Here is a 12967-nt window from a genome sequence, read left to right as displayed (position 1 = left end):
TCTCAAATATTTTGTATTTTTGATATTGAAAAGGAATCTGTAATGGATAACTGAAATAAATAAGCAGAAATGAAAACAAAAAATTTCCTGAAATGGATTTCAAAAAAATGGCTCTCCGCTTTTTCGGCTAATCTTCTGGGGGTAATTATCGGTATTGCTGTTACTTTTATGGTTAGCGATTGGATAAGTTCCCGTAATGAGAAGAAAGACATACAACGTCACTTGGACATGGTAAAAATGGAATTGGAAGATAATTTACCGATGGTTCAAGAACAGTCTATCTTTTACAAACAAACCAGAAGCCTTGCTAATTATTTGATTACTATTGGCAGACAAGAAAACTTACAAGCCGATAGTTTGAAGAAGTACGAAGATGTGATTAGGAATGTACCAATAGTGAGCTATCAATCTAACGCATATGAAATGCTGAAATCGTCGGGGACAATGCGTTTAATTCGGGACAAAGAGCTGTTGAAATCAATTCTCGACAGTTATTCCGCTTTGGAGGATGCTCAAAAAGTGGGAAACGGGGAAATGGAGAGAAAAAGTAATAAATTGTTCGATGTTATAACCGAAAATGAGCTGGATTACGAGCTATTACCTTTAATGCAAAAGCCTGAAAACAAGTCGTTATTCAATTATTTTTCCATTTATACAGGCGCAGAGGGTAATTTCCAACAGTGTGAACAACAAATCCAAAAAACATTGAAATTATTTTAAGCGGGTTTTACCTTTAAAAGGTCTATTATGAGAAAGATTTTAATATTGTTGACTATTTTAACGCTTACCATCTCTGTCCATTCACAAACCCAAAATGGCCTCAAAGAAGACTTGGAATACTTTGCGCAAAACTTACCACAGAAGCACATAAATTTATTTGCCAAAATAAGTAAAACTGAATTTGAGTCGAAAATCTCCCGAGTAGAATCTCAATTAAACTCGCTGGATAAAGAGGCTTTTCTCAACGAACTTTTTAAATTGTTGGTAGCAGTGGGCGACGAACACACAAGAGTAGAACCTGAAACTATGGGTAGTGGCAACGTGCCCGTTCAGTTTTCGATATTTACGGAAGGTGTTTTTATCACTGCAATTGATAGTGCTCATACAGAGTTGCTTTTGTCAAAAGTAATGAAAGTAAACGGAGAGCCGATAAATAAAGTTATCGACGAGCTCAAGACGATTATTCAGCCCGATAATCCGTCTTATTTTAATACGATGATGTTATATTATTTGGGCAACGCACCTATACTTAAAGGTATGGGCATTTCAAATTCAGCGGAAGAAGTAATATATACGTTGGAACGCGAGAGCGGAGAAATAATTGACATTTCTTTTAAATCTGGTGGCTCGTCGAAATTGGTAATGGCTAAACAATTCCCGAAAGCGGATATGTATTCGAATAGTTATTGGTATAAATACGATGCTGTAAATCAGTCGATTTATTTCAATTATTTGAATTGTAGAAACGACGGTCAACTTCCGTTTGAGAATTTTGCATTGGAATTATTCAAATCGATAGAAACGAATAAACCTGAAAAAATTATTGTGGATTTGCGTTTCAACGGAGGTGGAAGTTCGTATGTGCTACAACCATTTCTAAAAAAAATAAAGGAGAGTTACCTGAATAAAAAAGGAAGTTTTTATGTGCTTATTGGTCAAGGCACGTTTTCATCGGCATTGATGAATGCGGTAGATTTGAAAAGAGATTTCAATACGATACTCGTGGGTGCACCTACGGCAGGAAGCATAAATCATTACGGCGAAACACTCGTGTTCAGACTTCCGAATACGAATGCAAGCGTAATTTATTCCATCAAATATTTTGAAACTTGGAAAGGCAAAGAAGGGGCGTTATATCCCGACGTGAAAGTCAAATATTCGGTTGAAAATTTTAAGAACGGTACTGACGAAGCGCTTGAATATATCCATAAGCAATAAAAACCAGTATTATCTACGCAGCGAAAGAGCATAAAATGATAGATATTGGAGGGTGTAAATGAAAAAAGAATATAAGGTTGGCGATTTAATCTATGATGCAAATCATACGGTATTCAACGAATGGTCCTTTCCTACAACATGGTCACACTCGTTTTCCGGATTTTCTCCCACTTCTTTATGTTCTCGGTTTTGCTACGGGCCACTTGTAGGTTGTAACGTAGCTGCATGCGCACAAGAAGTTCGGCACTGATTCCCGTGGCAGCTTCTATCGTAAGCGCAAAATCGGTACTGACGGGACGTTTCCCATTCAGTATATCGTTGAGCATCGTATATGATACGTCGATAACTTCCGCAAAATGTTTTTGCGAAATTCCCCTATATTCGAGTTCCTCTTTTACGATTTCACCCGGATGGATGGGTATATATGAATCTCCTAAATTATCCATGACGTTACGTCTTATAATGATTTGAAATATCCAGGATTGAGCAGATATTGATTATCTCTTCGCCCGAATCATGATGCGAGACTGTATATTCCAACCGATACTGTTTGTCGATTCGAATAGGCGAAATCCCTTTTTTATCTCCCTTTAAATTCTCAAAATTCAAAGAATTCAACGCATATAGTTGTTCTATCTTACTTATACTTGCCAGCGTGATAACACGCTTCACATAGTTTCGAACAACTTGGGGTTGAAACCGGTGCTTCTTATCTTTACTCTTTCCTAAGTAATAGAGGTCGGAAAGACATTCTTTATCAAAACGTATGACCATAAGCTTTGCGTTTTGTCAAAAGCAAAGATAATCATTTTTCAGACAAATCATCTAAAAAAGTGGATTTTTTATTTTGCCAATATGATCGGTTATACATGGATATAGACGTAAAGGTGGAATAACATGTTTTTTGAAGAACCGATCAGCTTATAAAAAGAGTTTCAGAATTTATGTCACAACTTGTGGCACTATTAACCCATACTACGATTTGTCTCATAAGAATATTCGTTACTTCTAAAAAATAAGGATAATTCTCTTTCAGGTATTTCTCTCCTTATCAAATACCATGATTAGCTATTGTTATATAACTTGACTTAGATTCAATTGATAAAGAGCGTTTTTTTGCTATTATTGCGTACATTTGTAAGTTGGGCGTAAGTTTAAGGAATGCACATTGAAAAATTTTTGTAATTTATTCACTGACATAGTCTTGTCACGGAGGAGTAATAGATTTCGACATTAATCTTGTAACAATATAAAAATAAAAAGCATGAATCCACTTGAAATTTTTCAAAACGAGGCTCCGGAAGTCGCAGAAGCATTTAATGGCCTGATTGAAGCATTAAAAAACACATCAGGATTAGATGCCAAGACAAAACAACTGGTTTATATAGGGATAAAGTCGGCAATGGGTGATACTACTGCAATCTATTTCCATGTTCAAATGGCAAAAAAACTTGGAGCGACCAGGGAAGAAATTCGGGACACTATTTTAATTACCTTGTCTGTGTGTGGATTGAAAGGAGTAGCAAGCTGCCTTCCGACCGCATTAGAAATTTATGACAAAACAGAATAATTTTCATATATGGCGAGTGATTTATCAAATCAAATAAACATTGGCAAGGATACGGAAACCAAGCTAATACAAGTTGGCATAGATTCTTATGAAAAATTAGTGTCAATAGGTAGCGAGGGAGCATTTATCCGACTTCAAACAATGGACCCGGGCGCATGTCTGAGTTTGCTGTATGGATTAGAAGGTGCAATAGAAGGAGTTAAGTGGAATAAATTGTCAGCGGATAAGAAACAGGCTTTACAACAGTTTTATAAGATGACAAAAAAGAAATAAAGCCTGTGTTATCGTTGATTGATCTGGTAAGACAAAATGGGAAATGGGATAAAATGGATATCGGAGGAGATAAATGAGTAACGAATATAAGGTTGGCGATTTGATCTATGATGCAAGTATTTATGATGGGATGAATACCGGTCTGGTTGATTTGCAGTTTTATCGGCGATGGATGCCACAAGATAAGAATTCCCGAATACTTGAGCTTTGTTGTGGCACTGGCAGACTTACTCTTCCAATTGCAAGGGACGGGTATGATATCAGTGGGGTTGATTATACTGCTTCAATGCTTGAGCAGGCAAAGACTAAAGCTTCCGAAGCAGGATTGGAAATTCGTTTTATCGAGGCTGATATCAGAACTTTAGATCTACAAGAGAAATACGACCTCATTTTTATTCCATTCAACTCAATCCATCATTTATATCAAAATGAAGATTTATTTAAGGCGTTGAGGGTAGTTAAAAATCACCTCAAAGAGGGAGGTTTATTTCTGTTGGATTGTTTTAATCCGGATATTCGGTATATCGTAGAAGGAGAAAGAGAACCGGAGGAGATTACCAAATATACAACTGAAGATGGACGGGAAATATTGATAAAACAGACTATGGAGTATGAAAATAAAACCCAGATTAATCGCATAGAATGGCATTATTTTATCAATGGAGAGTTCAATTCTATTCAGAATTTGGATATGAGAATGTTTTTCCCTCAAGAGTTAGATGCCTATCTGGAATGGAGTGGCTTTACTATTATCCACAAGTACGGAGGATTTGCAGAGGAAGCGTTTGATGATCATTCTCAAAAACAGGTATTTGTTTGTCGATGTTAGCGCAAATATTGACGATCTATTAACCAGACAATGACCGGGTAGCTATCTTGAAATCTGTCTTATCTTAGGAGATTTCGTCATGTTTTTGCAGTTATGAATTCAATATATGGTGAATATGGAGATTAATGAGTTTATGAACTCATTAATTGTGTAGAAATTGATTTTTTTGAGCGTATGATTGCATTTTTTGTCATCTCTTCTCCGAAAATCGGTTATGGTGCTATTTAGATGAAAATTAGGAATTGTTTCCGGTTATTGAATGGAAAAAGGAGGTACTAAACCTCTTGCATTTGCGGTGAAAATTTATGTATAAACGATCGGAGGAGGCACATCCATACAGATTCTTTCCTTGTCTCCTCGTTTTAATCCTTCTTTTAGAATTCTTTTTAAATCTCCATTTAGGAAAAGTAAATGTCTAATTATTAGGTTAATACGGAGGTTATTCTTTTAATCTTTCTTGTGAATTTTATTTCTTGTCTTTTGCAAAGTTGGATTAGAGGAAAGAGAGCTTATATTTGTAACTCAAAGTAATAATAATAAAAAAGGGAAATGGGAAAGGTAATTGCAGCGATCAATATGACACTTGACGGGGTTTTCGACCATACGGCAGGGTTACCTGATGACGAAATACATCAATATTATACAGAATTATTGGATAAAGGGGATGTAATATTATATGGGCGGACAACGTATCAACTTATGGAATTTTGGAGAACGTTTTTAGAAAATCCATCAGAAGAGCAATCAATGAATGACTTTGCTATGGCTATTGACAAGATCCAAAAAATCGTTTTTTCCCACACACTTAAAAATATAGATTGGGAAAGTGCAAAGCTTGCTAACAGAAATCTTGGAGAGGAAGTTTTAGAACTTAAGAAACAATCGGATAAAGACATTTTTATTGGCAGTAGGAGTTTAATGATACAGCTAATGAAGCTTAATTTGATTGACGAATACCAGATATGTGTCTACCCTGTCGTTGCAGGAACCGGGTCGCTCTTATTTGAAAATATAAACGACAGGACAATCCTGAAACTTATCAAATCAAAAACTTTTAGTAGCGGTGCAGTAATACTTTACTATAAACCTACAGAAGAAAACCCAATAAACGGTTTGAATAATTGAAGTAGAGAAAGTGACTAAAGACTTGTTTATTGACACTTTATATTGTGAATATAAGTAGGTTACAAAGAAAAAAACGTAGTGCCTTCGTGTTAAAACTTAAAAAAACGGAACAATGAAAAAGAATAAGATCATTTTTTGGACAGCTACCATTGTCATTGCACTGTGGGAAGCCGTGATGCCAATGGGCACTTGGATTTTTGCACCTGAATATATGACATTCGGCACAAAAGCACTGGGTTATCCTGATTATTTCACATACGCATTGGCAATAGCGAAAGTGCTTGGTGTTATAGCCATTATGTATCCCAAAACACCTGCAAAGCTAAAAGAATGGGCATATGCAGGATTTTCATTTACGTTCATATTTGCATTTATCAGCCACGCTTGTGTAGATAAAAACGTCAGCTATATGGCAATGCCTTTGGTCTTCCTTGGCATACTTGCGGTATCGTATATTTACAACCAAAAATTAAATAACAGCAAATAAAGAAATAATGCGAGCACTAATAAGTTTCATAGCCACGAGTCTGGACGGATATATTGCTCAACCAAACGATGACCTTAGTTTTCTGTCATTAGTGGAAAAAGAGGGAGAAGATTACGGATATAAAGAATTTACCGATACCATTGATACCATCATTGTTGGAAGAAGAACTTACGATTATGTGTTCAGGGAAATCGGTACTTCCCATTATGATAATGGCGAACGGAATGTATATGTTATCACAAGGACAGAAAGACCAAATGTCGGGAGAACAACCTTTTACACGGAAAGTCTGATTGACTTGGTGAAACAACTGAAATCGGAAGAAGGAAAAAATATTTATTGTGACGGTGGAGCCGAAATAATTCACGAACTGTTGAAGAATGACCTGATCGACGAGTTTATCATTTCGGTTATTCCTGTATTGGTGGGTAATGGCACACGACTTTTCAAGGACGGAAGACCCGAGCAGGAGTTAGAACTTGTGAATGTAAGAACTTATGATACGGGATTAACCCAGCTACGTTACAAACGTAAAAAATAAGGATGGAACAAACTTTGATAGAGAAGATGTTGTTGATGATAGAAAAGTTCCTTGACAAAGATTGGACAATAGGAAGTTGCCAATTAAGAAATAAATGGATCACTGAATTATGGGAAAAGTAAAAAGTGTCGGGCAGACAAAAGATACAGGTTGGCAGTTTGGTATCAGAAGAAGTGTGCCATTCAACATAAATGAAGTTTGGGATTTCCTGTTTTCAGAAAACGGAACCCAACTTTGGCTTAAGGGTGCAGACAAGGAGTTTTCAACATTCAAGAATCTTTCACATATAAGGACAAAGTGGAAACTGAAAGATTGGACGAACGAAGCCACGCTTCAAATGCGGCTGATTGCCAACAAAGACAAAACTACTATTGCATTTCATATTGAGAATCTATGTGACGAAAGACAAAGGGAAGAAACAAAAGCATATTGGAACACAGTAATAGAGACAATAATCGAAAAAATAACAACGAGCGACAGTGAGATTTTGGCTGGGAAAAATCATTAAAAAATAAAATATAAATTTCAAGTGTGCTGCATCCATAGGTTAGGCTATCTGCATTAGTTTTAGTTAAACTGATTGCAGAAGCATTGTCACATAATAGACGACTGAAATGAAAGAAATCGAAATATATATTCAGCAGTTTCCAGACAGTGTTCAGGAAATCTTACGTAACATCAGGAAGCTGATAAAAGAGAACGCACCTGAAGCCGAAGAACTTTTTTCTTACGGAATGCCCGCATATAAAATGAATAAAAAACCTTTGGTTTATTTTGCCGCATTCAAAAATCATATCGGCTTCTATGCAACTCCCTCGGGACATATCGAGTTTCAGGACGAACTTTCAAAATATAAGCAAGGGAAAGGTTCGGTGCAGTTTCCGCTTGACGAACCAATACCCTACCAACTCATAGAAAGAATGGTGAAATTCAGGGTAGCCGAAAATAATGCAAAGGTATAAGTGTTGATTAATCTTTGGTTGTACGAGTTAAATGTCAAGACGGACATTTATTCCACCGGAATACACAAATGGACTTTATAGGGTTGAGAAAGTGGAGTGTTGTCGGCCGTTTTATACATTTCATAGATATTGGCATTCCTGAATGTATATCCATCTTCGATTAAAGTCCGGTAAATGGTATTCCATGCCTTCTCGAACTCCATATCCGACAGTTTAAAATAACCTGCCAGATATTTGCCTCCGTCGATCACCATCTTGCTGACAGGACTTCCGGGTTTGAAGTTGTCGGGTATCGTAATGCATACACTTTGGCGGAGTTTATCCATCTTTGTCACAGAGGGATCATCGTGATAGACAGTGAAAAAGGCTGATCCTTCCAGATGTAGCAGATCGTTTTGCTGCGATGCCCAACCGATTAGCTTGTCGTAAGTCTCCCCAATCTGATAGAAGTCGCCGACAAAACGGATATAGGCTACCTGAAAGGGCGGCATCCACCTGACTTGAATATCCGCATCCTGCATAATGGTATCGTTTCCAAATGCAAAGATCCCGGCTTTTTCATAGTGGATGGTCTTGCCGGTCCGATCGAGTAACTCTCCTTTGGCATTATAGAACTGCTTGTCTTTCGCAAAGACGGCCTTTTCGAGCTTCCGAAATTCCTGTGCAGTCACCCCGAAATATTTTTTAAAGGCCCGATTAAATGAGGTGTAGTTGTTAAAACCACAACGATAGGCGATTTCCGTTATGGATGCATTCTTTTGTTCTTGAAGTAACCTTGCCACCTTTTCGACACGCACTCTAAGGATGAACCCGGCAGGCGTTTCTCCTTCCAGCGCCGTAAATATCCTGTGGAAATGGAAAGGTGAGAAATTTGCATGACGGGCAATATCATCAAGGCTCAATGGTTTGTCCATGTTTTTTTCGATATAGAGAATAACCGAATTAATCCTTGATTTATAATCATTTATACTTATCTCTTGCCTGCTGTTCATCATCTGCAAAAATACATAATAATATCCTGATTCCATGTTAGCAAGATATGTAAGTTGATGATGTGTAATTTGGTCTACTTTTGCCGATACACGATATACGTAGATATGGATGCTATTCGGGATTTGACGATTTTCTATTTTTCGGGGACAGGCAACTCGAAAAAGATAGCCGTATGGTTTTCCGAATTTGCCGTAAAGAAAGGAATATCGTGCGAGATGGTTAATATTTCGAACGTGAATAGAGGCTCTTTATCAAAAATTCATCCGGATAGCCTGATTGTAATTATTTCTCCCATACATGGATTTAATTTCCCGAAGATCACGCTGGATTTTATCCGGACGTTTCCCGAAGGAAATAATCGTGTTGTATTGATGAATACCAGAGGCTCCGTGAAAATAGGCAAGATGATAACTCCCGGACTGACAGGCATCGCCTTCATGTTATCCTCCCTGATGCTGAGAAGGAAAGGCTATCGGATTGTCGGCCAGATTCCATTTGATATGCCTTCGAATTGGATTTCACTGCATCCAGCTATCAGGGAGAAGAGGGCTAAGTTTATTCTTGACAAGAATTTTTTCCGGGTAGGGAAGCACTTTGAAAGGATTTATTCGGGCAAAAAAGATTTTGCATCGCGAAAAGAGATCATCCAGGATATCCTGATATCGCCGGTATCGCTTGCCTACTACCTGATCGGGCGGTTCTTCCTTGCGAAATCATATTATGCGTCGTACAAGTGCATCAATTGTAACCTGTGTATCAAGCAATGTCCCGTGAAAGCGATCAAGAAAGTCGACGGCAGGCCGTTCTGGATTTTCCAATGCGAGAATTGCATGATGTGCATGAACAACTGTCCCGTAGATGCGATTGAGACGCCACACGGACTGTGGTTTATCGCCGTCTACCTCACATCAATCGTGACGACCTATCTTTTCTATGGATTATTGCCGGATTTTATCCAGTATTGGATCGTGAAGTTCCTGCTTTTTAATCTGCTACTGATTTTTTACGTGTGGATATTGTATAGGATCCAACAGCTCGAATTAAAGAACCGGTTCATCGCGAAGATAATTTCTCTCACATCACTTACCCATTACCGGTTTTGGGGAAGGTATAAGCAATAGATCAACCCCATCTTTTCTGCGAATCTGATGATTCCAAAGGAATTACGGGTGATTGTTTTTTGAAGAATGTGCCGTCGATGAATATCTCTTGGAAAACAAATGGATTTGGATGTGATGATTTCTGTTTATCGGATATTTTGTACTTTTGAGAATGGATATTCACTATAGCAAATATGTGTATTAATGACGTGGCATACATTATAAAAAACGGATGTTCAGCCTGGGCAACACACTGGTTAGGAATTGAAAATCAACGTAGTCAAACATGAGCGAAAGTGTGGTATTGAATGTTTACATAAGATTTAAACCGTCCGATAAGGAAACAAATAGCAAGAAAGATGAAAAAAGCATTAGTTGTAATAGACATTCAAAATGATATAACAAAGAATTACAAGGAAATAATTGGTAATATAAATAAAGCCATAGATTGGGCAGTTGATAATGCCGTTCATGTTGTTTATATAAGACACGAGAATTTATCAGACGGCACAAGGACTTTTAAACCCAATACACTTGGGGCTGAATTAGTTTCGGATTTGAAAATTGTATCAAGGAATGTTTTTACAAAATACAAGGGGAACGCATTAAGTAGTGAGGAATTCGCAGACTTTATCAATAAAAATGGAATAGATGAATTCTATATAGCGGGAGCAGATGCAGTTGCTTGTGTCAAATCAACCTGTTATAACATGAATAAGGCAAATTATAAGGTTAATATCCTATCAGATTGCATTACGAGTTATGATAAAAAGAAAATAGACGAAATGCTTCATTATTACGAAAGTAAAGGCAGTAAAGTAATTGGTTTGAAAAACTTGTCATGACAACAGAGAATACAATAAAGTATTTTGAAAATCGGCAAGATTGGAGAAAGTGGCTAATGGACAACTTCGACACCGCCAATGAAATATGGTTTGTATTTTCCCGCAAGTCGTCTGGCAAAAAAAGCATTTTATACAATGATGCTGTTGAAGAGGCCCTTTGTTTCGATTGGATCGACAGTACGGTAAGATCGCTTGACAAAGAACATAAAATACAGCGTTTCACACCAAGAAAGCCTAAGAGTACCTACTCGCAAGCCAACAAGGAAAGACTTAAATGGCTATCGGAAAATAAAATGATACACCCTACATTCGAGGACAAAATACAACATGTCTTATCTGAGCCTTTTATTTTCCCCAATGATATAATTGACAAGTTGAAGGAAGATGAAATAGTATGGAAAAACTATCAACAATTTTCCGATTCATATAAGCGAATCCGGATTGCGTACATTGAAGCCGCAAGGATGCGTCTTGAGGAATTTGAAAAACGGTTAAACCACTTCATCAGCAAAACGAAGGACAATAAAATGATAGCAGGATTTGGCGGAATTGAAAAATACTATTAATAAAAAGAGAATGTGCAATCGCCTCTCGCTGTCGTGAGATTGTATCGCGTTACGATGCACAAACGATGTAACCATGCGATGCAATTGCGCGGTAGCAATCGTAGTAAATTAAGTTCGTTAAATATAATTTATAGCCATCATCAATTGTATGAAAGCAAAACAACCGGACAATACAGCATTACGGACAGCTCTGTGGAGAGCTTTGCACGTTTTGACAGATGATAAACCTTATATCATTGAGGATAGAGTTGGATATGACCTGATCAAACCTGAAAAAGATTGGCAGGAGCGTCCTGATATGAAATACACGAAACGACTTCGGACATCTATTGTTGCCCGTGCCCGATTTATAGAGGATATGGCCAAAGAGCAAATCGAAAAAGGCCTAAGACAGTATGTTTTGCTTGGTGCAGGATTAGACAGTTTTGCCCAACGAAACATGTCAATCAGCTCACAAATTGATATTTATGAAATTGACGAACCTGACACGTTAGCCTGGAAAAAAGAAAAATTGATTGAAAATGGCTATGAAGTTGCAGACAATCTTCATTTCGTCCCTGTTGATTTTGAAGTTTCATCATGGTGGGACAAACTGTTAAACAAAGGTTTTAATATCAATCAGCCGACTTTTATTTCTTGCACAGGTGTAACACTATATCTTACCAAAGAAGCTATTAGAGATATGCTAAAAAAAATGACGATGCTTGCGTCTGAGTCGGTAATTGCCATTGCATTTTATCTGCCAATGGAACAACTTGATGAGGAAGACCAGCCAATGCAGAAAATTGCAAATGAAGGAGCGGAAGCTTCGGGAAATCCTTTTGTCAGTTTTTTTCCTATTGAAGAAATTGTAAAACTTGCCAACGAAATAGGGCTGAAAGAAATACAGACTATTTCAACGAAAGATATGACCGAAAAATATTTCAAAGACAGGACAGATAATCTGGTTCCTGCGAGTGGCGAATTTTTTCTGGTTGCTAAAATATAATCCCTTGCTGTCACGTGATTGTAACAATATGGTCTATTTAATATATGTGATATTCAGCTTGTTAATTAGTTGTAAATCGTTCGTTGCTGACGGGAAATTTCGATAAATTGAGAAATAAGAATGAAACAAATTCCAAACATATTATCAATAAGTAGGATTTTCCTTTCATTATTGTTGCTGTTCTTCTTTAAAAGTCCTCTCGTATTCATGATCTTCTATTTATTGATCGGAATTACTGATTTTTTAGATGGCTTTATTGCCCGAAAGTATAACGTTGAATCAGTAAAAGGAGCAAAACTGGATTCGATCGGAGACTTCTTTTTCTACATCATTCTATCTGCCTATTTAATCATAGAACACAAAGAAGTAATCTTCACATTTTTAATTCCTATATTGCTGATTTTTATATTCCGATTTGGAAATATTGCTATTGGATTTATCAAATATAAGAAACTCATAATGATTCACACTTTTGCGAATAAGCTCACAGGCCTTCTATTGTTCATATTGCCAATAATGATAATATTGGGAGTGAAAGAGTTTTTATTTATAGTAGTGATTGTTGCATTATTATCGCCAATTGAAGAATTAATTATTCTTTTACGTAGTCCGAAAGAAAAAATAGATTTGAATAAAAGGAGTATCTTTATAAATTGAATGAAATGAGAACCATTATGAAAACTGATGTTCCTGAATTACTGTTTCCTTCACGTAGTGATTTTCGCACATGGCTGACTGAAAATGCGAAAA

Annotated in this window: 18 protein-coding genes; 15 read left to right on the top strand and 3 right to left on the bottom strand. The window is 37.0% G+C overall.

Annotated elements, in window-relative coordinates:
• The first annotated feature begins 69 nt into the window (after window positions 1-69).
• Window positions 70-720 (top strand): hypothetical protein, encoded by a 651-nt coding sequence (locus VB073_RS03645; protein WP_323402791.1) that lies wholly within the window; start codon window positions 70-72, stop codon window positions 718-720.
• A gap of 27 nt (window positions 721-747) precedes the next feature.
• Window positions 748-1938 carry a hypothetical protein gene (locus tag VB073_RS03640; RefSeq protein ID WP_323402790.1) on the top strand — a complete coding sequence of 397 codons (1191 nt, stop codon included), beginning with the start codon at window positions 748-750 and terminating at the stop codon, window positions 1936-1938.
• 131 nt (window positions 1939-2069) lie between these two features.
• On the opposite strand, the gene VB073_RS03635 is transcribed toward VB073_RS03640, so the two are convergent.
• Both VB073_RS03635 and VB073_RS03630 read right to left on the bottom strand, forming a co-directional pair.
• The gene (locus VB073_RS03635; RefSeq protein WP_323402789.1) at window positions 2070-2384 is read right to left on the bottom strand and encodes a HigA family addiction module antitoxin; all 315 of its coding nucleotides are present in this window, start codon (window positions 2382-2384) and stop codon (window positions 2070-2072) included.
• Window positions 2385-2388: 4 nt separating this feature from the next.
• Window positions 2389-2712: a type II toxin-antitoxin system RelE/ParE family toxin gene (locus VB073_RS03630; protein WP_323402788.1), complete on the bottom strand. Its 324-nt coding sequence runs from the start codon at window positions 2710-2712 to the stop codon at window positions 2389-2391.
• Window positions 2713-3202: 490 nt separating this feature from the next.
• Between VB073_RS03630 and VB073_RS03625 the strand changes: the two genes are divergently transcribed.
• The 8 genes from VB073_RS03625 (at window position 3203) to VB073_RS03590 (ending at window position 7725) form a co-directional block, all read left to right on the top strand.
• Window positions 3203-3508: a carboxymuconolactone decarboxylase family protein gene (locus tag VB073_RS03625; protein WP_323402787.1), complete on the top strand. Its 306-nt coding sequence runs from the start codon at window positions 3203-3205 to the stop codon at window positions 3506-3508.
• Window positions 3509-3517: 9 nt separating this feature from the next.
• Entirely contained in the window at window positions 3518-3781 is a 264-nt protein-coding gene (locus VB073_RS03620; RefSeq protein WP_323402786.1) for a TfoX/Sxy family protein, read from the top strand.
• A gap of 73 nt (window positions 3782-3854) precedes the next feature.
• Entirely contained in the window at window positions 3855-4610 is a 756-nt protein-coding gene (locus VB073_RS03615) for a class I SAM-dependent methyltransferase (RefSeq protein ID WP_323402785.1), read from the top strand.
• A gap of 549 nt (window positions 4611-5159) precedes the next feature.
• Window positions 5160-5735: a dihydrofolate reductase family protein gene (locus VB073_RS03610; protein ID WP_323402784.1), complete on the top strand. Its 576-nt coding sequence runs from the start codon at window positions 5160-5162 to the stop codon at window positions 5733-5735.
• Between the two features lie 112 nt (window positions 5736-5847).
• Window positions 5848-6222, top strand: coding sequence for a DoxX family protein (locus VB073_RS03605; protein WP_323402783.1), 375 nt, complete (start codon window positions 5848-5850; stop codon window positions 6220-6222).
• A 7-nt stretch (window positions 6223-6229) separates the two neighbouring features.
• Window positions 6230-6763, top strand: coding sequence for a dihydrofolate reductase family protein (locus tag VB073_RS03600; protein WP_323402782.1), 534 nt, complete (start codon window positions 6230-6232; stop codon window positions 6761-6763).
• A 109-nt stretch (window positions 6764-6872) separates the two neighbouring features.
• The gene (locus VB073_RS03595) at window positions 6873-7271 is read left to right on the top strand and encodes a hypothetical protein (RefSeq protein WP_323402781.1); all 399 of its coding nucleotides are present in this window, start codon (window positions 6873-6875) and stop codon (window positions 7269-7271) included.
• A 106-nt stretch (window positions 7272-7377) separates the two neighbouring features.
• The gene (locus VB073_RS03590) at window positions 7378-7725 is read left to right on the top strand and encodes a DUF1801 domain-containing protein (RefSeq protein WP_323402780.1); all 348 of its coding nucleotides are present in this window, start codon (window positions 7378-7380) and stop codon (window positions 7723-7725) included.
• A gap of 47 nt (window positions 7726-7772) precedes the next feature.
• On the opposite strand, the gene VB073_RS03585 is transcribed toward VB073_RS03590, so the two are convergent.
• The gene (locus VB073_RS03585) at window positions 7773-8639 is read right to left on the bottom strand and encodes an AraC family transcriptional regulator (protein ID WP_323402779.1); all 867 of its coding nucleotides are present in this window, start codon (window positions 8637-8639) and stop codon (window positions 7773-7775) included.
• A 183-nt stretch (window positions 8640-8822) separates the two neighbouring features.
• Here VB073_RS03585 and VB073_RS03580 point away from each other — a divergent pair, with 183 nt between their 5' ends.
• The 5 genes from VB073_RS03580 to VB073_RS03560 all read left to right on the top strand — a co-directional run bounded on the left by VB073_RS03580 (window position 8823) and on the right by VB073_RS03560 (window position 12874).
• Window positions 8823-9839 carry an EFR1 family ferrodoxin gene (locus tag VB073_RS03580; RefSeq protein ID WP_323402778.1) on the top strand — a complete coding sequence of 339 codons (1017 nt, stop codon included), beginning with the start codon at window positions 8823-8825 and terminating at the stop codon, window positions 9837-9839.
• Between the two features lie 338 nt (window positions 9840-10177).
• Window positions 10178-10663 (top strand): isochorismatase family cysteine hydrolase, encoded by a 486-nt coding sequence (locus VB073_RS03575; RefSeq protein WP_323402777.1) that lies wholly within the window; start codon window positions 10178-10180, stop codon window positions 10661-10663.
• Window positions 10660-11229 carry a YdeI/OmpD-associated family protein gene (locus VB073_RS03570; protein WP_323402776.1) on the top strand — a complete coding sequence of 190 codons (570 nt, stop codon included), beginning with the start codon at window positions 10660-10662 and terminating at the stop codon, window positions 11227-11229. The genes VB073_RS03575 and VB073_RS03570 overlap by 4 nt, the downstream gene beginning before the upstream one ends.
• A 148-nt stretch (window positions 11230-11377) precedes the next feature.
• Window positions 11378-12217, top strand: a complete 840-nt coding sequence (locus tag VB073_RS03565) for a class I SAM-dependent methyltransferase (RefSeq protein ID WP_323402775.1) — start codon at window positions 11378-11380, stop codon at window positions 12215-12217.
• A gap of 120 nt (window positions 12218-12337) precedes the next feature.
• Window positions 12338-12874, top strand: coding sequence for a CDP-alcohol phosphatidyltransferase family protein (locus VB073_RS03560; RefSeq protein WP_323402774.1), 537 nt, complete (start codon window positions 12338-12340; stop codon window positions 12872-12874).
• Window positions 12875-12967: the final 93 nt, after the last annotated feature.

Origin of the sequence: Proteiniphilum sp. (genome assembly GCF_034927365.1) — a bacterium.
GTDB lineage: Bacteria > Bacteroidota > Bacteroidia > Bacteroidales > Dysgonomonadaceae > Proteiniphilum.
The sequence above is the reverse complement of the archived record's forward strand: the minus strand, read 5'-3'. Positions and strand labels throughout refer to the sequence as shown.